Annotated in this window: 19 protein-coding genes and 1 pseudogene; 11 read left to right on the top strand and 9 right to left on the bottom strand. The window is 75.0% G+C overall.

Annotation, left to right across the window (positions count from 1 at the left end):
• Nucleotides 1-34: 34 nt before the first annotated feature.
• The 3 genes from PSED_RS20410 to PSED_RS20400 form a co-directional block, all read right to left on the bottom strand.
• Nucleotides 35-433, bottom strand: a complete 399-nt coding sequence (locus PSED_RS20410; protein WP_013676138.1) for a YchJ family protein — start codon at nucleotides 431-433, stop codon at nucleotides 35-37.
• A 60-nt stretch (nucleotides 434-493) separates the two neighbouring features.
• Nucleotides 494-1,453, bottom strand: coding sequence for a helix-turn-helix transcriptional regulator (locus PSED_RS20405; RefSeq protein ID WP_013676137.1), 960 nt, complete (start codon nucleotides 1,451-1,453; stop codon nucleotides 494-496).
• 131 nt (nucleotides 1,454-1,584) lie between these two features.
• Nucleotides 1,585-3,936: an FUSC family protein gene (locus PSED_RS20400; protein ID WP_013676136.1), complete on the bottom strand. Its 2,352-nt coding sequence runs from the start codon at nucleotides 3,934-3,936 to the stop codon at nucleotides 1,585-1,587.
• Between the two features lie 72 nt (nucleotides 3,937-4,008).
• On the opposite strand from PSED_RS20400, the gene PSED_RS20395 reads away from it, so the two are divergent.
• Complete coding sequence (locus tag PSED_RS20395; protein WP_013676135.1) at nucleotides 4,009-4,629, top strand: L-threonylcarbamoyladenylate synthase; 621 nt, start codon at nucleotides 4,009-4,011, stop codon at nucleotides 4,627-4,629.
• Nucleotides 4,630-4,641: 12 nt separating this feature from the next.
• Here PSED_RS20395 and PSED_RS20390 read toward each other — a convergent pair whose 3' ends face one another.
• Entirely contained in the window at nucleotides 4,642-5,748 is a 1,107-nt protein-coding gene (locus PSED_RS20390; RefSeq protein WP_013676134.1) for a serine hydrolase domain-containing protein, read from the bottom strand.
• A 187-nt stretch (nucleotides 5,749-5,935) separates the two neighbouring features.
• Between PSED_RS20390 and PSED_RS20385 the strand changes: the two genes are divergently transcribed.
• The 3 genes from PSED_RS20385 to mftD all read left to right on the top strand — a co-directional run bounded on the left by PSED_RS20385 (nucleotide 5,936) and on the right by mftD (nucleotide 9,773).
• On the top strand, nucleotides 5,936-6,493 hold the full coding sequence (locus PSED_RS20385) for a 2'-5' RNA ligase family protein (RefSeq protein WP_013676133.1): 558 nt from the start codon (nucleotides 5,936-5,938) through the stop codon (nucleotides 6,491-6,493).
• 149 nt (nucleotides 6,494-6,642) lie between these two features.
• Nucleotides 6,643-8,430, top strand: a complete 1,788-nt coding sequence (locus tag PSED_RS20380) for a hypothetical protein (protein ID WP_013676132.1) — start codon at nucleotides 6,643-6,645, stop codon at nucleotides 8,428-8,430.
• Nucleotides 8,431-8,594: 164 nt separating this feature from the next.
• A complete protein-coding gene (gene mftD / locus PSED_RS20375; RefSeq protein WP_013676131.1) occupies nucleotides 8,595-9,773 on the top strand; it encodes a pre-mycofactocin synthase MftD in 1,179 nt (392 codons plus the stop codon).
• Here the strand turns inward: mftD and PSED_RS20370 are convergent.
• Nucleotides 9,751-10,539 carry a phytanoyl-CoA dioxygenase family protein gene (locus PSED_RS20370; protein WP_013676130.1) on the bottom strand — a complete coding sequence of 263 codons (789 nt, stop codon included), beginning with the start codon at nucleotides 10,537-10,539 and terminating at the stop codon, nucleotides 9,751-9,753. The two genes, mftD and PSED_RS20370, sit on opposite strands and share 23 nt — an antisense overlap.
• On the opposite strand from PSED_RS20370, the pseudogene PSED_RS35700 reads away from it, so the two are divergent.
• A pseudogene (locus PSED_RS35700) lies at nucleotides 10,523-10,702 on the top strand (relaxase domain-containing protein); the annotation flags it as partial. The gene PSED_RS20370 and the pseudogene PSED_RS35700 overlap by 17 nt on opposite strands.
• A gap of 24 nt (nucleotides 10,703-10,726) precedes the next feature.
• Here the strand turns inward: PSED_RS35700 and PSED_RS20365 are convergent.
• On the bottom strand, nucleotides 10,727-11,530 hold the full coding sequence (locus PSED_RS20365; protein ID WP_049803458.1) for a LysR family transcriptional regulator: 804 nt from the start codon (nucleotides 11,528-11,530) through the stop codon (nucleotides 10,727-10,729).
• Nucleotides 11,531-11,634: 104 nt separating this feature from the next.
• Between PSED_RS20365 and PSED_RS20360 the strand changes: the two genes are divergently transcribed.
• A complete protein-coding gene (locus PSED_RS20360) occupies nucleotides 11,635-12,399 on the top strand; it encodes an NADPH-dependent F420 reductase (protein WP_013676128.1) in 765 nt (254 codons plus the stop codon).
• 61 nt (nucleotides 12,400-12,460) lie between these two features.
• Here the strand turns inward: PSED_RS20360 and PSED_RS35350 are convergent, their stop codons facing one another.
• Together PSED_RS35350 and PSED_RS20355 are read right to left on the bottom strand one after the other, a co-directional pair.
• Complete coding sequence (locus PSED_RS35350) at nucleotides 12,461-12,595, bottom strand: hypothetical protein (RefSeq protein WP_267939103.1); 135 nt, start codon at nucleotides 12,593-12,595, stop codon at nucleotides 12,461-12,463.
• A gap of 106 nt (nucleotides 12,596-12,701) precedes the next feature.
• Entirely contained in the window at nucleotides 12,702-13,631 is a 930-nt protein-coding gene (locus tag PSED_RS20355) for an RluA family pseudouridine synthase (protein ID WP_013676127.1), read from the bottom strand.
• A gap of 485 nt (nucleotides 13,632-14,116) precedes the next feature.
• Here PSED_RS20355 and PSED_RS20350 point away from each other — a divergent pair, with 485 nt between their 5' ends.
• Genes PSED_RS20350 through PSED_RS20335 form a run of 4 tightly spaced genes read left to right on the top strand, consistent with a single transcriptional unit; the run spans nucleotide 14,117 to nucleotide 18,430 of the window.
• Nucleotides 14,117-15,976, top strand: a complete 1,860-nt coding sequence (locus PSED_RS20350; protein ID WP_013676125.1) for a PP2C family protein-serine/threonine phosphatase — start codon at nucleotides 14,117-14,119, stop codon at nucleotides 15,974-15,976.
• Complete coding sequence (locus PSED_RS20345) at nucleotides 15,973-17,046, top strand: cobalamin B12-binding domain-containing protein (RefSeq protein ID WP_013676124.1); 1,074 nt, start codon at nucleotides 15,973-15,975, stop codon at nucleotides 17,044-17,046. Before PSED_RS20350 ends, PSED_RS20345 begins: the two co-directional genes overlap by 4 nt.
• On the top strand, nucleotides 17,043-17,462 hold the full coding sequence (locus tag PSED_RS20340; protein WP_063821906.1) for an STAS domain-containing protein: 420 nt from the start codon (nucleotides 17,043-17,045) through the stop codon (nucleotides 17,460-17,462). Before PSED_RS20345 ends, PSED_RS20340 begins: the two co-directional genes overlap by 4 nt.
• On the top strand, nucleotides 17,459-18,430 hold the full coding sequence (locus PSED_RS20335; RefSeq protein ID WP_041761797.1) for a threo-3-hydroxy-L-aspartate ammonia-lyase: 972 nt from the start codon (nucleotides 17,459-17,461) through the stop codon (nucleotides 18,428-18,430). The genes PSED_RS20340 and PSED_RS20335 overlap by 4 nt, the downstream gene beginning before the upstream one ends.
• 13 nt (nucleotides 18,431-18,443) lie before the next feature.
• Here the strand turns inward: PSED_RS20335 and PSED_RS20330 are convergent, their stop codons facing one another.
• Nucleotides 18,444-19,952 carry an MFS transporter gene (locus PSED_RS20330; RefSeq protein ID WP_013676122.1) on the bottom strand — a complete coding sequence of 503 codons (1,509 nt, stop codon included), beginning with the start codon at nucleotides 19,950-19,952 and terminating at the stop codon, nucleotides 18,444-18,446.
• Nucleotides 19,953-20,185: 233 nt separating this feature from the next.
• Between PSED_RS20330 and PSED_RS20325 the strand changes: the two genes are divergently transcribed.
• The gene (locus PSED_RS20325) at nucleotides 20,186-21,058 is read left to right on the top strand and encodes an LLM class F420-dependent oxidoreductase (protein WP_013676121.1); all 873 of its coding nucleotides are present in this window, start codon (nucleotides 20,186-20,188) and stop codon (nucleotides 21,056-21,058) included.
• Nucleotides 21,059-21,089: the final 31 nt, after the last annotated feature.

Raw genomic sequence — 21,089 nt, 5'->3', positions numbered from 1 at the left:
CATGTGGGCTCTCTTCCCGACCGGTGCCCGGGTCTCAGTCCTCGGTCCCGTCGAAGTACAGCCAGACACCGTCCTCGCGGACGAAGCGGCTGTGCTCGTGCAGCACGCCGGGCCGCCCGCGGCGGGTGTAGTGCGCGGCGAACTCGACGATGCCGTGCGTGGTGAACAGGACGCCGCCGCTGCGGGAGAGGATCTCCAGCCGGGTCCAGACCTGCTCGGGCTCGAGCGCGAGACGCCGTGGGCGGGTCCGCGGATGCCATGTGCGCCGCAGGTAGCCGGTGTCGCCGACGGCGAAGGCGGTGTACCGGGAGCGCATGAGCAGCTCCGCGGTCGGCGCCGCCGCGGCGCCGGTGTGGAACCGGCCGCAGCAGTCGTCGTACGGCTCGGGGAGGCCGCACGGGCAGGTCCCCGGCGTCGACGACGATCTGGTCACGCGATCAATCGTGGCAGCTGCCCTCGGCACCGGCAGCACCCGGACGGCGGCCGCCGGTTCTCAGGGTGCGGCGGTCAGCTGTTCGGCGCGGGTGCGCAGCCGGTTGAGCTCTGCGACGAGGTCCGGGGATCCCTCGACCAGCTCGACGTCGGCGTCGAGCCGGGTCAGGCTCAGCGCGAGCCACTCCAGGTTGTCCGCGCCCGTGCGCAGCAGGCAGGTGCCGTCGCCGTCGGGAACGGGCTCACCCATCCAGCCGGGCACCCGGTCGCGCAGCTCGTCGGCCGTCCCGCGCAGCCGCAGCACCGCGGTGAACGGCTGCGGGCGTGACCGCAGCGCCGCCGCGACGAAGCTCGCCGCGTCCTCGGCGGGCAGCTCGCGCGGCGGGACCCGGACACCGTTGGCGAAGGGACGGGTGACGCGGTCGACGCGGAACGTCCGCCACGCGCCGCGGTCGACGTCCCACGCGACGACGTACCAGCGCCGGTACCGCGACACCAGTCGGTGCGGCTCGACCAGCCGGGAGGTCTCGGACCCGTCCGTGGCCGTGTAGTGGAAGCGCAGCTGCTCGGAGCCGCGGCACGCCTGGGCGATGGTGAGCAGGACGTCCGGGTCGACGGACTCCCCGTAGCCCGCCACGGCCTCCGTCGCCACCGCGAGGGCCTCGACGCGTCGGCGCAACCGCGTCGGCAGGACCTGCTGCAGCTTCGCCAGTGCCCGGACCGACGTCTCCTCGATGCCCGCCACCGACCCGTTCGCCGCGGTGCGCAGCCCGACCGCGATGGCCACGGCCTCCTCGTCGTCGAGCAGCAGGGGTGGGATCCGGGTGCCCGCTGCGAGCTGATAGCCGCCGTAGGTACCGCGGCTGGTCAGGACGGGATAGCCGAGCTCACGCAGCCGTTCGACGTCGCGACGCAGTGTCCGCGGGCTGACCGCCAGCCGCTGCGCGAGCTCGTCGCCCGACCAGTGGCGGTAGGTCTGCAGCAGCGAGAGCAGCCGCAGGATGCGAGCCGTCGGGTCCATGACGCGAGCCTGCCAGACCTTGTGGCCGGAACCTGACCGCAAGCTCGAGACTGCCTTCCGAGCGCAACCTCAGGGTCGGCCCGAGCGCCCGCGGGAACCGTGAGGTTGCGGGCGGGCGGGGTGGGCGGGCGTCAGCGGGCGGCCGCCCGCGGGCGGTCCGCCGGGTCGGGCGCCACGCCGAGGTCGACGGCCAGCCCGACGACGGCCTGGTCGATCCGCCGCAGGTAGCGGGCGGCGGCGAGCATCTCGTAGCGTTTGCGGGGTTCCGTGCAGCGCGCGGCGTGGGCCTCCGCGGCGTCGACGAGGTCCTCGGCGGACCCGATGTCGGCGGGCGGTTCGAGCGTGTCGACGTCCCGTGTCGACGGCCCGCTCTGCTGCGGGATGGCCGCGACGAGGTGGTCGCGCAGCGCGTCGAGGTTGGCGCGGACCCGGTCGCCCGCGGGCCGCAGCGTCGGCTCCCAGTCGGGGTCGGTGACGCCGTCGGAGGTCCGCGCCAGGTCGCGGGTGTAGTGGTCGACGGCCGTGAGCACCCGCAGGATGCGGTCGTAGCCCGAGCGCCCCCGCCTGCGCGGCAGCGGGTTGCCCAGCGGTTTGGCCCGTTGCCGCAGCGTCGCGAGCGCGTCGTCGAGGTCGCGGGCGAGCTCGACGGGGGACGTCTCGGGCCGGAGGCCGCACAGCTGGTCGATCGCCGCGGCGAGCGCGGCGTCGGAGGCGTCGACCGCGTCGTCGAGCGCCTCCCCGAACGCCTCCCGGGTGCGCTTGGGGAGCACCAGGTAGCCCGCGATCATCCCCATCGCCGCCCCGACGGCGGTCTCCTCGATCCGCACCAGCAGTGTCTCGGTCGAGAACTGTCCGATCAGCCCGTACAGCAGCGCCAGCACCGTCGTGATCCAGAACGCCATGAGCGCCTGCGAGATCCGGACCAGGTAGAGCGCGAGGAACACGCAGCCGAACAGCAGGACCAGTGCGACGAGCCGATGGTCCCCGACGAGCCACGCCAGCCCCATCCCGGCCGCCACCCCGCCGATCGTGCCGACGACGCGCTGCGATCCGCGGTTGACCACGTCGCCGCGGCTCGCCGTCCCGGCGAACACGACGAAGGCCGCGATCACCGCCCAGTACCAGCGCGACGGGGAGATCAGGTCGCCGACGACGATCGCCAGGCTCGTCGCGACCAGCACCTGGACGGCCTGGCGCGTGGTCAGGTCCAGTCCCGGCCGGCCGTCGCCGGCGTCGGGCGCGTCGTCCTCGGCGGCGCTGCCGTCGGCCGGGGTGCCGGTGGTGCGGTCGGTGCTGCCGGATGCCGGGTCGGTGTGGTCGGGGTCGGTGTGGTCGGGGTCGGTGTGGTCGGGATCGGAGCGGTCGGGCGCGGCGGTGGGGTCGGGCGCCGCGGGGCGGGCGCCGTCCGGCGCGGGGTCGTGGCCCGCGGCCTCCCGGGCCAGGCTGAGCGCATCGGCGAGCCGGGTGACGGCGAACGCGACCCGTTGCGCGCGTTCGGAGCCGCCCTCGGTGTCGGCGGAGATGGCGTCGACGCTGCGTCGCGCGCCGTCGAGCAGGGCCGGGACGCGATCGGTCGGCGTCGGGGTCAGGGTGGCTCGGCCCAGCCCGCGCACGCCCGCGGCGAGCCGGCGCAGGACCAGCCGGTCGGGCGGCGGGTCCTCGGCCATGAGCCGCCGGGTGGAGATCGCCAGCCGTTCGGTGGCGAGCTCGGTGTCCATGACGCGCAACGGCAGGTCGCCGGGTTCGGGGGAGTCGCGGTCGAGGTGCTCGAGCTGGTCGACGACCTGCAGCGCGGTGTCGTTGAGCCGGACCCGGGCCCGGCGGACGGCGGCGAGCTCGTCGGCGACGTCGCCCGGTTCGGCGGCCAGCACGTCGCCCACCGCCTCCACGACGGCGTGCACCCGCGCCCGGAAGGCGCGCACGAGCCGGTCGAGCACCCGCTCGGGACGCTCGGCCAGCAGCCAGCCGCGCAGCAGCAGCGTCGAGGCGATCCCCACGCCCGCGGCCAGCAGGAGCCAGGGCAGCTCGGCGGCGCCCGTCTGCAGGAACTGGGTGAAGAAGTACGGCATGAACGCCGCCATGCCGAGCGCGAAGCCGCGTGGGCCGAACCGGCGCACCCACACCGCGGCCGCCATGACCAGCACGAAAACGACATCGGCGAGGAGCCGCGCGGGCGCCAGCAGCGTGCCGGCGGTGATCGCCAGGGCGGCGGGCAGCAGCATGAGTGCCGTCGTGATCCGGCGGGCGGGCAGCTCCGGCTCGTTGACCGACAGGTTGCTGACCATGGCGAGCACGGCGGCGAAGAGCAGGACGGTGACGGGCTGGCCGGTGAGCTCGCGGACCCCGGCCATGACGGCGGCCGCGAGCACCATCGCGGCGGTGGCGGTCGCGGCCATCCGCAGCCGGCCGAGCCCGGGGTCGACACCGGTGAGCGTCGTCCGCACCTCCGTGCGGAGGTCCCGCACCCACGCCCCCGCCGGCACGGGCGCGAGTCTCGCACGCGGCGGGTGAGGGCCGCGCCCGCGGGCGGGCGGGCGGGCATAGGCTGCGGCGCCATGGCCCGGTACTTCGACGTCCATCCCGTCGACCCCCAGCGGCGCGCGATCACGCAGGTCGTCGAGATGGTGCGCGAGGACGGGCTGATCGCGTACCCGACCGACTCGCTCTTCGCGCTCGGCTGCCGGCTCGGCAACGCCGAGGGGATCGCCCGCATCCGCGAGATCCGCCATCTCGACGACAAGCACCACTTCACCCTCGTCTGCCGCGACTTCGCGCAGCTCGGCCAGTTCGTCACCGTGTCGAACAGCCTGTTCCGCACGCTCAAGGCGGCGACGCCGGGCAGCTACACCTTCATCCTGCCCGCGACGCGCGAGGTGCCGCGCCGGTTGCTGCATCCCAAGAAGAAGACGGTCGGTGTCCGGATCCCCGAGCACACGGTGGTCCGGGCGCTGCTCGACGAGCTGGGGGAGCCGCTGCTGAGCTCGTCGCTGCTGCTGCCCGACGAGCCCGAGCCGCTCACCCAGGGCTGGGAGATCAAGGAACGGCTCGACCACCTGGTCGACGCCGTCGTCGACTCGGGGGAGTGCGGGGTCGAGCCGACGACCGTCATCGACTTCTCGGGACCCGAGCCGGAGATCGTCCGCCGCGGGGCCGGCCCGACCGACCTCTTCGAGTGACGGCCCGCCGGCTCAGACCGCCGCCCGGAACGCACTGATCAGCTCGAACACCGGCCCGCTGAACGTGCGCTGGGTCAGCAGGACCGCGACCGTCCCGGAGCCCGGGTCGGTCAGCCACGTCGTCCCGAAGCCGCCGTCCCAGCCGTAGCGGCCCCCGGGGTCGACGGCCAGGCCCAGGCCCCAGCCGCGGTCCCCGAGCAGCACGGAGCCGTGCTGCGGGCCGGTCAGCCGGTCGGTGACCATCCGCGCCACCGTCGCGGGGGCCAGCAGCTCGCCCGCCGCCAGCGCGGTCGCGAACCGCACGTAGTCGTCGACGGTCGAGACGAGCCCTGCGCTGCCCGACGGGAACGCCGGGGGCCGGGTCCATGCGCCGCCGTCCTGCAGGGGGACGGGCGTGCCGTCGGGTCCGTCGGTCCAGCCGGCCGCGAGCCGGTCGACGTCGGCGCCCTCGACGTGGAATGCGGTGTCGGGCATCCCCAGCGGGGTCAGGACGCGCTCGGCGAGGACGTCGGGCAGCGCCGCGCCCCCGGCCCGGGCGACCAGGACGCCGAGCACGTCGGCGCACGTGTCGTAGAGCCACCGCGCACCTGGCTGGGCGAGCAACGGCAGCGTGCCGAGACGGCGCAGCCACTCGTCGGGGGAGTGCGGCGACGGCGGGACCGGCGGCCCGATGGCGAGGCCGAGCTCGGCCGCGGCGGCGAACAGCGGGCTCGTCGGGAAGCCGACGTCGAGGTCGAAGCCCAGGCCGGCGCGGAAGCTCAGCAGGTCCTCGACGGTGATCGGACGCTCGGCGGCGACGGTGTCGTCGAGCGGGCCCTGCGGGTCGCGCAGCACCCGGCGGTCGGCGAGCTCGGGAAGCAGGTCGTCGACCGCGTCGTCGAGGCCGAGGGTCCCGTCCTCGACGAGCGACAGCGCCGCGGCCGCGACGACGGGCTTGGTCATCGACGTGATCCGGAACAGCGTGTCGCGCGTCATCGGGCGCGCGCCCTGCGCGCCGGGGTACCCGGTCGACCCGAGGACCTCGACGTCGGTCACACCACCGCGGGCGACCCCGGCGACCAGGCCCGGGACGGCGCCGCGTTCGACGTGCTCGGCGAGGGTCGCGTACAGGTCGGTCATCGTCGTCCTCTCGGTCAGGTCCCGGGCACCGGGACTCCGACGGTAGGACGACGCGGTCGCCACGTACTCATCGCCGACGCAGGCGTCGATCATGTGTCCGACGCACGCGCGGTCGATGAGCCCGGCGCACGCGCGGTCGGCCCGGTGCGCGGGCGGGGGATCGCGGCGGGCGGAACGAGGCGGGACGATGTCGGTCGTGCGCATGTCGATCGCGGTCCGGCCGTCCGCCGCGGTGCTCGACGCGCTGCGGGACCTGCCGCGGCCCGTCGTCCGCGGCGTCACGTGGTCGGTCCCGGAGCAGTGGATCGTGAAGCTGCGGCCGCTGGGGCACCTGACCGTACCGGCGGCCGGGGGCGGGCTGGAGGCCGCGCTCGTCGACGCGGTGGCCGACGCGGTCGAGGGCGCGGGGCCCGTGGAGTGCGTGCTCGGCCCGCGGACCGTGCGCCTCGGCGGGCAGTGGCTCGCGGCGCCCGCCCGGGGCCTCGACGAGCTCGGCGCGGCCGTGTTCGACGCCACATCACCGATCGTGCCGGTGACCCATCCGCAGCCGTTCCGCGCCGACCTGGTGCTGGCCCGCGGCCGGGTGCCCGCCGACCTGGCCGGTGCGGAGATCGACCTCCGGTGGACCGTCGAGCAGGTCGTTCTCGTCGCCGACCGGTCGTCGCCGCGCGGGGCGCGGCTCGAAGATCGGGCCGAGGTGCCGTTGGCAAGCACCCCGTCGGCGTGTCGCCGCGCGAATGCCTGATTCCCCTCGGGTGCGCCGCCGGCGATTGCGTGGCGGGGTAGCCTTCAGCCTTCACGACGCAGGATCGCAGCTCCCCCGTCGGCACCAGCGTCCCGGCTCCCGCGTGGAGTGGGACGGGGCGGCGATCGCAAGCCGTTCGGAGGGATCGCGTGGTGCGAAACTCGGAGCAGGGTGAGCCGCTCGGCGGCTCCACCGACCTCTGGGGGGACGTGTCCGGCGCCGGCGAGGGCCGGCGGCCCGCGTCGTGGCAGCCGCTGGGCGCCGCGCGGGTCCCGGTCGTCGAGGACCGCGGCCGTGACGACGCGTGGGCGCCCGAGGTCCGCCACCGCCCCTCGACCCCGGCGGGCGGGTTCGCGCAGGTCCCCGGCCCGTCCTTCCCGCCCGCCGGCCACGACGCGCCGGCAGCGGGGTCGCGGCCCTCGCCCGTCGCGCGGGAGCGTGCTGTGCCCGCCGAGCCCGAGCCGCTGTCGGGCCCGCTGCCCGTCGTCACGCCGGGCGTGGCGGTCGACGGCGTCCTGCTCGGGGTGATCCGGCGGCTGCGCGCGCAGGCCTCGCGGCAGGCGGCGCTCGCCGAACGCCTGCGCGCCAACGAGACCCGCCCCGGTCCGCTCGCCGACCTCGCAGAGCTCGCCGCCGTCGCCCGGCGCACCCGCCGCGACAGCGACACAGTCCTCACCCTCGCCGGTGCCGAGCCGGTGCGGCGCGCCGAGGGGCCGGTCCTGCTCGGCGAGCTGCTCGGTGAGGTGATGTCCGGTGTCGAGGACGCGCCGCGCGTCGTCGTCGCCCCGCCCGCCGGGGCCGTGCTGGCGGCCGCCGCGGCCGACGGTCTGGGCGCCGTCCTCGCCGAGCTGCTGGCGCACACCGGCGCGACCACGGCGCCCGGCGCCCGCATCGACCTGGCCAGCCACTGGACGGCCGACGGCGGGCTCGCCGTCGAGGTGTTCGTCGCGGGGGTCGCGCTGCGCGGCGAGGAGGCCGACGAGCTGCAGTTCCGCCTCGACGACCCCGCACAGGAAGGCCTGCTCCCGGCCGACCGGGTGGGGCTGTTCGTCGCGGCCCGGCTCGCCCGGCGGGCGGGCCTGCGTGTCAGCGTCCGGGTCGATCCGGCGCATCCGCCGGCGCCCGGCCTCGCCCTGGTCGCCGCCGTGCACTGTCCGGCGCACGTGCTCGTCGGGCCCGCCGAGAGTGGGCCGCTGCCCGTCACCGCCACGGCAGGGTTCGACCGTGAGGGGTTCGGGACCGGGGCGTTCCCGGCGTCGTCGTCGCCCGCCGGGCTCGCCGACCTCGACGATGCCGTCGGTGCGGACGCCGGGTTCGCCGACTCGCCGACCAGCATGTTCGCCGGTCGTCCGCCGGCGGAGCCGCTGTCCGCCGAGGCCGTCGACCCGCCCACCGGCGCGCTGCCCGTCGTCGACCCGCTGGGCGGGCGGCCAGTGACCGACACCCCGGCGCCCGACGGGCTGCCGCCGATCCGCATCGACGAGACACCGCTGTTCGCCGCGGCCAGTGCCGCGGTCTCGCACGGCGCCGACGCGCTGTTCGGCCCGCTCGACCCGCGCACGATGGGCACCGACGACGAGGCCGGCAGCCCCATCTACGAGGAGATGGCGTCGGCCTGGTTCCGGACCGGCGGGGCCCACCACGCGCCCGGCGCGGGCGCCGAGGACTGGGGCGACGACGGTGGCTGGGCCGCCGCGGCACAGCTCGCGGCCGAGTCCGACGAGCTGTCCACGACGGCGAGCGGGCTCCCGCGCCGGCAGCCCGGCCGTCAGGTCGTCCCGCCGCCCCGCGGTGAACCCGGGGAGGACGGCGTGGGCGTCGGCGCGACGCGTACCGAGCGCGCCCCCGACCGGGTGCGGATGCGGCTGTCGAGCTGGCAGCGCGGTCTGCAGGAGGGTCGCCACCGCGCGGGCGGCGACGAGACCGTCGACGACTGACGGCGTCTGATCCCGTACGCACACCCTCCCGCGACCCCGGTTGCGGGAGGGTGCTTTTCGTCGGGATGGACGCCGCGGCACGCACCCTCCACTTTCGGCACTCGGTGCCGAAACGCTAGGCTCCCGCGGACGACGACGAGGGCCGGGCTGCAAGGGAGCGGGCAATGGCGAGCACGGGCGAGTGGTTCGAGACGGTCGCCGAGGCACAGCGGCGGGCGCGCAGGCGGCTGCCGAAGTCCGTCTACATGGCGCTGGTCGCCGGCAGCGAACGCGGCATCACGACCGAGGACAACGTGGCCGCGTTCAGCGAGCTGGGCTTTCGGCCGCGCATCGCGGACCTGCCCCAGGAGCGTTCCCAGACCACGACGGTGATGGGCCAGGAGATCGCGTTCCCGGTCGTCATCTCCCCGACGGGCGTGCAGGCCGTCGACCCGGAGGGCGAGGTGGCCGTCGCGCGCGCCGCCGCCGGGGCCGGCACCGCGATGGGGCTGTCGTCGTTCGCGAGCCGGGCCGTCGAGGACGTCGCCGCGGCCAACGACAAGCTCTTCTTCCAGATGTACTGGGTCGGCACGCGGGAGCGCATCCTGCAGCGCGCCGAACGGGCCAAGGCCGCGGGCGCGAAGGGGCTCATCGTCACCCTCGACTGGTCGTTCGCCAACGGCCGCGACTGGGGCAGCCCGATGATCCCCGAGAAGCTCGACCTCAAGGCGATGCTGCGGTTCGCCCCCGAGGGCGTGCTGCGGCCGCGCTACCTCGCCGGCTGGCTCAAGCACGGCAAGCTCCCCGACCTCACGACGCCCAACCTCGCCGCACCCGGCGAGCCCGCCCCGACGTTCTTCGGCGCCTACGGGGAGTGGATGGGCACCCCGCTGCCGACGTGGGAGGACATCGCCTGGCTGCGCCAGGAGTGGGGCGGTCCGTTCGCCGTCAAGGGCATCACGCACCCCGACGACGCCCGGCGTGCCGTCGACGCGGGCGCCACGGCGATCTCGGTGTCCAACCACGGCGGCAACAACCTCGACGGGACGCCGGCGGCGATCCGGCTGCTGCCGGCGGTCGTCGACGCGGTGGGCGACCAGGTCGAGGTCCTGATGGACGGCGGCATCCGGCGCGGCGGCGACGTCGTGAAGGCACTGGCGCTCGGGGCCCGAGCGGTCCTGATCGGGCGCGCCTACCTGTGGGGCATGGCCGCGAACGGCGAGGCCGGGGTGGCCAACGTGCTGCAGATCCTGCGCCAGGGCATCGACTCGGCCCTGCTCGGGCTGGGCAGGTCGTCGATCCACGAGCTCAGCCGCGACGACCTGGTCATCCCGCCCGACTTCACCCGGTCCTGGAAGGGCTGAGCCCCGCCGCCGCGAGGCCGTCCAGCACGGCCTGCTCGACGGGCGTCGGATCGGTGCCGGACAGGTCGAGCAGGCCGGTGGGCTCCAGCGGGGGCTGGGCCATGAACCGCGGCGCGGTGCCCCGGTGCGGCTGCGCCGCGTGCACGACGAACGGGTGCACCAGGTAGACGTCGCCCGCGGCGCCGGTCGCGAACGCGACGGGCCGCCCGTCGCTCGCCGGGACCGCATCGCCGGCGAGGGCGACGAACTCCGCGCCGTCGTCGCCGTAGGGGGCGAGCAGCGGCGCGACGTCGAGGTGCGAGCCCACCCGGATCCGGGTCGGCGCGTCGTCGGGCCCGACGTCGGAGAACAGGAACAGCATCAGCAGCGCACGGCCGCGGGAGCGGAGGTTCGTCCGCGGCGCGCCGTCGGGACCGGCGTAGCTCGCCTCGACGTGCCACCCGGCGTCGCCGGGGTCGTCGGGATGCGGGAACCGGACGGGGAACGTGCCGAGCCCGGCGCGCGGCACCCACCGGCCCGGCCCGACGAGCCGGTCGAACGCCGCGTGCAGCACCGGCGTGGTCGCGACCGCGCGGAAGGGCGGCTGGGCCATGCCGGGGATCCGCACGACGGGCCGCGTCCACGTCGCGGGATCGTCTGCGGCGCAGCCGGTCGCGGTCCACAACAGGTCACGGCACTCGTCGGCGACGTCGCGGCCGAACGCGCCGGGCAGGTGCACGAACCCGTCGGCGACGAACCGGTCGACCAGGGTGTCGTCGAGCTCCACGACGAGGAGCCTCGCCGAACGACCCGCCCCGGTCGACCGAGTTACGTCGTGGGCGGCAGCCGAGGGACGTGAAGAGGCCACCGGGCTGGCGTGGACGCGGTGGGATCACGCGACCAACCGCAACCAGGACCCACAGCCGCACAGCCACGTGGCGGTGCTCAACCGCGTCGTCGCGGGGCCCGGTCCGTCATGCCGAGCGGCGCTCCCGCACCAGGTCGAGCAGCCCGGCGACGCGCGGGTCCGGACCGTCCGCCGGCCAGGCGAGCAGAACGTCCGTCGCCGGGAGGCCGGTCACGGGGACTGCGGCGACGTGCCGGCCGAGCCGGTCGAGGGCGCTGTCGCCGACGACCGCGATCAGTTGGCCCGTGGCGACCAGATCGATGAGCGCGTCGAGCCCGACCGGTGGGGGCTCGGTGACGTAGGCCGGGTCGCGGCTCAGGCACGCGGCCGTGAGGGAGGGCCGTCCCGCGAAGGGGTGGTCGAGCGGCACGAGGGCCACCGGGTGCTCGGTGGCAACGTGCCGGACCTGCAGGCCCGTCAGGTCGTCCGCCGAGGAGCACACCAGCGCGACGTCGGCGTGGCCGTCGCGGACCGTGGAGACCTGGTCCCTGGTGAAGACGAGCTCGATCGCGTCACGGCCGGAGCGGGCGACGTAGCCGCGCACCACCTCGCGCAGCAGGCCCGCGCCGGTGCCGGACGGGGTGGCGATCCGCAGCGGGCCGCGGCCGGTTTGCTGCGCCCGCCGGACGGCGCGGTCGAGGGCGCGCAGGGTGGCCCGCGCCTCGGTGCGGAACACGCGGCCGGCCGCGGTCAGCTCGACCCGGCGGCTGGAGCGCTCGAAGAGCGCCGTGCCCAACCGCCGTTCGAGCCGTGCGATCGCGCGCGACAGCGGGGGAGGGGCGATCCCGAGTTGGTCTGCGGCGCGGGCGAAGTGCAGCGTGTCGGCCACAGCGAGGAAGTACTCGAGTTCGCGGACCTCGATCCGAGCCATGACTCCCAGGGTAATGATCGTGCCTGTTTCCGGCATCGCTCCGCGGCATCGGACCTGCGACGCTCGATGACAGACGTGATCAGGACGACGAAGGGAAGAGGGCTGTGCGGATCGGCATCATCGGCACCGGGAGCATCGGGGCCGAGCTCACGCGGAAGCTCGGCGCGGCCGGGCACGTCGTGCAGGTCGCCAATACCCGCGGACCCGGGTCACTGGCCGGACTGGCGGCCGAGTCGGGCGCGGCCCCCACCGCCCTCGACGAGGTCTGCTGCGACGTCGACGTGCTCATCACCTCGATCCCGTTCGGCAGCACGCCGACCCTGCGGCCGATCATCGACCGCCTCCCCGCCGACGTCCCGGTGGCCGACACGTCGAACTACTACCCGCACCGAGACGGGCGCATCGCGGAGATCGACGACGGCACGGCCGAGGGCGTCTGGATCGAGCGGCACCTCGGCCGCCCGGTCGTTCGGGCATGGAACGCGCTGCTCAGCACGACGCTCGCCGGCCGGGCGCGGCCGCAGGGGGCCGCCGACCGGCTCGCCGTCCCCGTCGCGGGCGGCGGCCCGGGGGCCAAGGAGATCGTGATGGGCCTCGTCGACGACACCGGGTTCGATCCGGTCGACGCGGGCACCGTCGACGACACCTGGCGAATGCAGGCCGGGGCACCGGGCTACTGCACCGAGCTGACCGCCGCGCAGCTGCAGGAGGTGCTCGCGCACACGGACCCGGACGCCGTCGTCGTGCGGCGGGAGGCGGTCATGGCGATCATCGGGTCGTGGCCCCCGGGCTCCTCGTCCTTCTTCGACGACGTGCTGGCGCTCTACCGGGCTGCGGCGGGGCCGACCCTCACCGCTGCGCGCGCCTGACGAGCGGCCCGCGCGGCGCCGCGGTCGTTCTCGCTCGGCCGCGCCTGGCGAGATCACCATGTCACAGGCAGCGCGTCCACCCCGTGCGTGAACCACTACTCGCGGTGTAGCTGCTCAGGCAGGTAGCGATCCGGGCGGTGAGCGCGTCGCGCACGGCCTCGACGCCGTAGCCGTCGAGGCGAGGCAGGTGGATCACCACCCGGCGGGTGAGGAGCGGGCGCGAACGACGTCCTCCCGGCGGAGAGGTCCGCCTCGGAAGCGGTGTCGCGGCGCCGGGGGCGTGGGCGGCTGCCGAGGGCCGCTCACAGGGCCCAGGCCGCGTAGTCGTCCCAGGCCTGCAGCGCCAGCGTGCTCGTGAACCGCCGGTTCTCGCCGGTCAGGGGGTCGGTGAAGGCCAGCGTGCGGGCGAGCAGCTGCAGCGGACGGGTGTAGTCGTCCAGCGGCTTGTCGTGCAGCTCGGGGTAGAAGTGGTCGCCCAGGATGGGGACGTTCAGCGCCGCCATGTGCAGCCGCAGCTGGTGGGTGCGCCCGGTGGCGGGCGTCAGCCGGTAGCGACCGAGCCCGTCGCGGTGCTCGACGAGCTCGACGTAGGTCTCGGCGTTCGGCGGCCCGTCGACCTCGCGCGCGACGATGATCCCGCGCTCCTTCACGATCCGGCTGGTCACGGTGCGCGGCAGCAGCAGCGCCGGGTCGTGGGGGGCGATCGCCTCGTAGGTCTTCGCGACCCGCCGGTCGCGGAACATCGTCTGGTACGCGCCGCGGTCCTCCCGGCGCACGACGAACATCAGCAGTCCGGCGGTGACCCGGTCGAGCCGGTGCGCCGGGCTGAGCTCGGGCAGGTCCAGGTCGCGCCGCAGCCGCACCAGCGCCGTCTCGACGACGTGGCGGCCGCGCGGGATCGTCGACAGGAAGTGCGGTTTGTCGACGACGAGCAGGTGCTCGTCGCGGTGCACGACGTGGATCGGGAACGGGACGGGTGTCTCGTCGGGCAGGTCCCGGTGCAGCCAGACGAAGGTCTCGGGGACGAAGGGGGAGTCCGGGCGCAGCGGCCCGTCGACGCCCGCGATCTCCGACCGGGCGAGCATCTCGTCGATGCGCTCGGGAGCGACCCGCGGCAGCCTCTCGACCAGGTGGTCGCGCATGAGGGTCCACGGCCCGTCGGCGGGGGTGCGCAGCCGGACCGCGTCGAGACCGTGCCGCTGCGGCAGCGGCGAGCGCAACGATCGCCTCATCGGTCCTCGACGCTACCGGGTGCGCGGCCCGCGCCGGCCCCCGCCCGCGCCGTCGCGCCCGCGCCGACCTGCGTCGTCACCCGTTGGTGGACCCGGACGTGGCGCACCGTTACCGGTTTGAGACGGTCGGGGGCGTCCCCCGAGAACCCCGACACGAGGAGTGGACATCATGAAGAAGCTGCGTCGCCGGCTGGGATCGGCCGTGAACGGCCTGGTGGAGGGCCTGTCCGTGGTCGCCGGCTGGAACCGTGGGAACCGTCGCAGGCGCTGACCGACCGCCCGTCCGGCCCGCGTCGGGGCTCGCCCCACGGGGCGCGCCACCCGACGCACCAGCTCCCCTCGACGCGGTCGGACGCTGAGGAATCCCCCGGAGACCTCTACCCTCGGACGAACGGCGTCGTCATTCGCGGCCTCCAGCTGTGCGGTCCCGCCGTGGCGGTCCCGCCGCGGGTCCGTGCCGACTACCGAGAGTGTGTGATTCGCGGGTGATCAGCCGCAGCAAGGACGCCGACACGGACCGCGCCGCCACCGGCATCGGTGGTGGTGCGGTCGACGGCGCCCTGGTGCCGCTCCCGGCACGGTCGGCGGCCCTCGTCCCGACGGGACCCGCGGCGCCCGCCGCTGCACCGGAGCCGAGCCTGGCCGAGCGCCTGCTCGACGGGGCGGGGGAGGGCGTCCTCGCGTGCGACGAGCGCGGCGTCGTCCGCTCGGCCAACGTCGTCGCGCGGCGGCTGCTGCCCGGCCTGCGCGTCGGCGAGCTGTCGGCGGCGGCGATGTCGCCGTTGACGCTCGCGTGCGGCGCCGAGAACGGCGGCGAAGACAGCGGCCGGGCCGGCGGCGGGAAGGGTGACGCCCCCGGCGGCGGAGGGGCCGGGACCGCGGAGGCCGAGGTCGCCGTCGACGGGCGCGCCCTCGCCGTCCGCCGCCGCAGCCTCCCGGGCGGCTGGACCGCGTGGCACGTGCGCGACGTCACCGAGGAACGTGCCCGGCTCGACAGTCTGCTGGCCGAGCGCGCGCGGTCGCGGTTCCTGGCCGCGGCCAGCCGCCGGCTCGGACTGTCGCTGCACCCGGGGCGGACGGCGCGGGCGGTCGCCGAGCTGGCCGCCGACGAGCTGGCCGAGGCCGCGATCGTCGTGCTGCCGGTGCACGCCGGCACCGTCGACTGGTACCGCTGCGAGCACGCCGGGCCCTCCAGCGCGGGGCAGGCCCCGGCCCGCGCGCTGCCCGCGCCGGTCGCGAGGGCGCTCGCAGGCCTCGACACCGGTCCGCAGCTGCTGGTCGCCGCCGAGCTCGACTCCGAGCCGTGGCGACGCACCGGCACCGGCGCGAGCGGGGCCGCGCTGATGGCGTTGCCGGGCAACGGGAAGCCCGCCGGCGCGCTGGTACTGCTGCCGCCGGAGGACGGCCCCGACGGCACGCGGGCCACGGCGGTCTCCCCCGAGCTCGACGCGGCGCTCGTCGAGGAGTTCGCGCAGCGGGCCGGGATCGCGCTCGCCGCGGCCTCGCTCTACGCGGCGCAGGCCCGCACCGCCGCCGTGCTCAAACGCAGCCTGCTGCAGCCAGAGCTGCCGCTCGTCGAGGGCGTGTCGTTCGCGGCGGCCTACCGGCCGGCCGAGCAGGGACTGCTCATCGGCGGCGACTTCTACGACGTCCACGCCGAGCCCGGTGGTCGCTCCGCGACCTTCATGCTCGGCGACGTGTGCGGCAAGGGTGTCGACGCCGCGGTCAGCACGGGCAGGCTGCGGCACTCGGTGCAGGCGCTGCGGCGGCTGGAGAGCGATCCGGTCCGGCTGCTCGAGCTGCTCAACGAGACGATGCTCGAGGCCGCCGCCGACGAGGACGACCCGGGGTTCGTCACCGTCGTCGTCGGCTCGGCAGTGCCGCTGGAGTCGGGCGGGCTGCGGCTCCGGCTCGCCGGCGGGGGGCACCCGCCCCCCGTCCTCGTGCGCGCCGACGGCGCGGAGATCGCCGAGGTCGGCGGGACCCTGGTCGGCGCCATCCCGGGAGCCCGCTTCCGGGCGCGCACGATCGACCTCGCCCCGGGCGAGTCCTGCGTGCTCTACACCGACGGTGTCACCGAGGCCCGCGGCGGCGTCGGCGGGCGCGAGGAGTTCGGCGAGGAGCGGCTCGTCGACCTGCTCGGCGGCTGCCACGTCATGCCCGCGGCCGCGATCGCCGAACGGGTGACGCTGCACGCCACCAACTGGCTCAGCGCGGGCAGCCGCGACGACATCGCCGTGCTGGTCGTACAGGCGCCGCTGCCGGGCAGCGCTCCGCGCCGCCACCTGCACTCGGTCCGCACCGCGACCGGGACGCCGCCGGCCGACAGAGAGGGACCTGCGTGACCGCACCACCCCCGACGCTCCCCGCCCGGTACGACGAGGCGACGGCCGCCGAGTTCCTCGACGCGCTGGGCCGTGCCGACGAGTGGCGTGCCTGCGAGATCGCGGTGCGCCTGCTCGACGCGGGTGTCCCGGTGTCCGAGGTGCTGGTCGGTCTCGTGGGCGGCGCGGCGCGGCGGATCGGGCAGCTCTGGCAGGGCGGGCAGTGGAGCGTCGCCCAGGAGCACGCGGCCACCGCCGTCAACGAGCGCGTCGTCGCCGCGGTCGGGGCCCGGATCCCGGCGGGCCGCGCGCGGGGCTCGGTCGTCGTCGGCTGTCTCGACGGCGAGTGGCACGCGCTGCCCGCGCGCATCGTCGCGGAGGTGCTGCGCGCCGACGGCTGGGGCGTGACGTTCCTCGGCGCCAGCGTGCCCGCCGAGCACCTGGCCTCCTACCTGCACGAGTACGGGCCCGACGCGGTCGCGCTGAGCTGCGCGCTGCCCATCCACCTACCGGCGGCGCACCGCACGATCCAGGCCGCCCAGCGCACCGGGACACCGGTCATCGCGGGCGGGCCCGGGTTCGGCGTCGACGGCCGCTGGGCCCGGCGGCTGGGCGTCGACGCCTGGGCGCCCGGCCCGGTCGAGGCCCTGGAGATCCTCGAGCGGGAACCGTGGCGGGGCCGTGCGGCGGCCGAGCAGGCGGCCTCGACCGGCGCGGACGCGGAGTACCCGGCGCTGCGCGAGCGCCGCGGTGAGCTCGTCGGCGCGGCGGTCACGGCGTTGCACGGGTTCTCCCCGCTCGCGGGCGGGGCACTGGCCAACCCGCTGGAGACCGATCCGTTCGAGGACGTCGGGCAGGTCGTCGACTTCCTCGCCGCGGCGGTCTACCTCGACGACGCCGAGCTGTTCGCGGACTACCTGCGCTGGCTCGCGGCCGCGCTCACGGCCCGCGGCATCACCACCGGCGGTCTGCGCACCGTGCTCGACGCGCTCGCCGCGGGACTGCACGACTTCCCGTTCGCCCTGCGGTGCCTGCGGGACGGCCGCGCGCTGCTGCGACGGGAGCCGACGATCGGAGGCGACGACCGGTGAGCGGCCATCCCGAGCCACTCCATCTCGACACGACGACCGGCGCCGACGGCACGCCGTGCGTGTCGGTGCGCGGCGAGCTCAGCCACACCACGGCCCCGGTGCTCGACGAGCAGCTGCGGGCCCTGGCCGGGCCGGGCACGGGGCCGGCCGACGTCGTCATCGACGTGTCCGCGGTGACGTTCTGCGACTCCTCGGGGCTGTCCGCCCTGCTCGCCGCGCACCGTCGCACCCGCCGCCGCGGCGGATCGGTCACGCTGCGCGGGCCGCGCGGCACGTTGCGCCGCATCCTGCGCCTCACCGGTGTCGACGTGCTGTTCGTCGTCGAGGACCCCGACGACGCCGCCCGCGACGGCGCCGCGCCGGCCGGCGAGGTCCCGCCGCACGCGCTCGACGCCGCCGCCGGGGGTCAGGCCTGAGCACGCTCGAACGGCCCGTCCCGACCTTCGCCGACGTCGAGGCGGCCGCCCGGGCGCTGGCGGGCGTCGCGCACCGCACGCCCGTGGTCACCTCGCGGACGCTCGACGCGATGGCCGGCGCATCGCTGTTCCTCAAGTGCGAGAACCTGCAGCGTGGCGGCGCGTTCAAGTTCCGCGGCGCCTACACGGCGCTGTCGCGGCTCCCGGAGCCGCAGCGCGCCGCGGGGGTGCTGGCCTTCTCGTCGGGCAACCACGCGCAGGCCGTCGCGCTCGCCGCCCGCGAGCTGGGGACGTCGGCGACGATCGTGATGCCGCTCGACGCGCCCGCCTCGAAGGTCGCCGCGACCCGCGGCTACGGCGCGGAGATCGTCACCTACGACCGCTACGCCGTCGACCGCGAGGAGCTGGCCGCCACCATCGCGGCCGAGCGCGGGCTGACGGTGATCCCGCCCTACGACCATCCGGACGTGCTCGCCGGTCAGGGCACCGCGACGCTCGAGCTCATCGAGGAGGCCGGGGAGCTCGACGCGCTGTTCGTCTGCCTCGGCGGCGGCGGGCTGCTCTCGGGGGCGATCCTCGCGGCCCGGGCCACGTCGCCCGGCGTGCGCATCCACGGCGTCGAGCCGGCGGCGGGCGACGACGGGCTGCGGTCGTGGCGGGCGGGGGAGATCGTGCACATCGACGTCCCTCGGACCATCGCGGACGGGGCGCAGACCCAGCACCTGGGCCGCTACCCGTTCGCGATCATCCGCGAGGGGGTCGACGAGATCCTCACCGTCGACGACGAGGCGCTCGTCGACTGCATGCGGCTGCTGGCGAGCAGGCTCAAGCTCGTCGTCGAACCGACGGGCTGCCTCGCGCTCGCCGGCGCGCTGTCCCGCCGGGAGAGCCTGGCGGGACAGCGCGTCGGTGTCATCGTGAGCGGCGGGAACGTCGACCTGGACCGCTTCGCCGCCCTGGTCGGCTGAGGCCGCGGGCGGCTCAGCCCGCCGACGGCGAACCCGCGCCCGGGGCCCGGGTTGCGGGCGCGCGCGCCGCGAGCGGCGACACGACGTCCTCGAGCGACTTGCGCTCGGCGTCGACACCCAGGAACCACGCGACCAGGCCACCGATCGCCATGATCACCGCGCCCATGAGGTAGCCGATGAACAGCAGGAAGGGCCGCGATCCGTCGCCGATCAGCGCCCCGTAGATCAGCGGTGCGATGGCGCCGAAGCACTGCGCGATGGCGAAGAACACCGCGATCGCCTTCGCCCGGACCTCCAGCGGGAAGATCTCGCTCACCGTGAGGTACGCCGCGCTCGCGCCGGCCGAGGCGAAGAAGAAGATGACCGTCCACGCGATCGTCTGCGTCAGCGCGTCCAGCATCCCCGCGTTGAAGAACACCGCCGTGATCGCCAGCAGGACGCCGGAGAGCAGGTAGGTGCCGCCGATCATCTTGCGGCGCCCGATCGTGTCGAACAGCGGGCCGAGCACGAGCGGGCCGACGAAGTTGCCGACGGCGAACGCGATGAAGTACAGCGGCACGTTTCCGGACGGCACGTGGAAGAAGGTCGTGAGCACGAGGGAGTAGGTGAAGAAGATCGCGTTGTACAGGAACGACTGCGTGATCATCAGCGTCGCGCCGAGCGTGGCGCGCCCCGGCATCTCGCGGAAGAGCAGCCGCAGCAGCCGCAGGTAGCCGATCTCCGAGGCGGGGACGAGCGCGATGGCCTTCGACTCGTCGACGGCGGGCAGGTCGCGCCCGGTCTTGCGGACCTCCTCCTCGATGTAGGTGATCGACTTCTCGGCCGCGTCCCGGCGGCCGTTCATGATCTGCCAGCGCGGGCTCTCCGGGAGGTTGCGCCGCACGACGATGATGATCAGGCCGAGCACCGGGCCGAGCAGGAACCCGAGGCGCCAGCCCAGTGACGGGTGCACGGCGTTGAGCAGGATGAACGTGCCGAGCGTGCCGAGGATCGCGCCGAACCAGTAGGTCCCGTTGACGGCGATGTCGACACGCCCGCGGTAGCGGGCCGGGATCAGCTCGTCGATCGCGGAGTTGATGGCCGCGTACTCGCCGCCGATGCCCATGCCGGCGATGAACCGGGTGAAGTAGAGGAAGACGATCCATCCCACGCCGTTGCCGAGCGTCAACGCCGTGAGGCCGCTGCCGATGAGGTACACGGCGAGCGTGATGATGAAGAGGTTGCGGCGGCCGAGGCGGTCGGAGAGATGTCCGAAGAACAACGCCCCGACGACCTCGCCGACGAGGTAGACCGTGGCCACCGCGCCGACCGCGGCCGCCGACATGCTCAGCCCCTCGGGCTTCTCCAGGATGCTGGCCACCGAGCCCGCGACGGTGATCTCGAGCCCGTCGAGCACCCACGCCACGCCGAGGGCGACCACCAGGCGGGTGTGGAACGGCGACCACGGCAACCTGTCGATCCGCGCGGGGATCAGGCTGCGGATCGGGTGTTCTCGTCTGACTTCTGCTTCCGGGCTCGCCACATCGGCCTCCTCATCCGGTGAGTCGACGTGCGGTACCCAAGGGCTGTGTTCCCGTCACACGGCTCCCCGGGAACCAAACCCGAATGGCAGATCGAATTCGTGGAATTCGGTTTGCTATTTCGGTTATGTCCGGTTCGAATCGGCCCCGTCGGGAGGTGGCGGCGCACGGGAGCGGTGGCGTGCCGGGCTAGCGTCGGAAGGGAACACCCACCTCCGAGGGAGAAGACCACAGCATGAAGATCGGCCTCCACGTCGCTGACTTCACCTGGCCGGGCGGCCCCCAGAACCTGGCCGCCGACCTCACCCGCGTCGTCACCACCGCCGAGGACGTCGGCTTCACCAAGGTCAGCGTGATGGACCACGTCTGGCAGATCCGCGGCGTCGGCCCCGTCGAGAACGACATGCTCGAGGCGTACACGACGCTGGGCTACCTCGCGGCCCGCACGTCGCGCGTCGAGCTGCTCGCCTGGGTCACCGCGGTCAGCTACCGCGCGCCCGGCCTGCTCGCCAAGCAGATCTCCACCCTCGACGTGCTGTCGGGGGGCCGGGCCTGGCTGGGCATCGGCGCCGCCTGGAACGACGAGGAGGCCCGCGGGCTCGGCCTGCACTTCCCGCCGACCGCCGAGCGCTTCGAGCGGCTGGAGGAGACGCTGCAGATCTGTCTGCAGATGTGGAGCGACGACGACGGCCCCTACAACGGCACCCACTACACGCTGGAGCGCACCCTCGACTCGCCGCACCCGCTGCGGCGCCCGCACCCGCCGATCCTGATCGGCGGCGGCGGGGAGAAGAAGACGCTGCGGCTGGTCGCGCAGTACGCCCAGGCGTGCAACCTGTTCGGCGGCCCCGAGGTCGCGCGCAAGCTCGACGTCCTGCGCGAGCACTGCGAGGCCGTCGGCCGCGACTACGACGAGATCGAGAAGACGGTCATGTTCCCGCTCGACCCTGGCGCGGACGGCGAGAACGTCGACCCGATGCTCGAGCAGCTCGCCGGGCTGGCGACCCTCGGTGTCACGCACGTCCACGGCTGGGTCCCGGGTGTCTCGGCGATCACGCCGCTGGAGATCCTCGGCGAGAAGGTGATCCCGGAGGCCGACAAGCTCTGACGCGCCGGGCCCGGCCCGGGTCGCGGTCCGG

This window comes from Pseudonocardia benzenivorans CB1190 (assembly GCF_000196675.2).
Classification (GTDB): Bacteria; Actinomycetota; Actinomycetes; order Mycobacteriales; family Pseudonocardiaceae; genus Pseudonocardia; species Pseudonocardia benzenivorans.
Note: the sequence above shows the minus strand (reverse complement) of the source record. Positions and strands in the feature narration are given on the sequence as shown.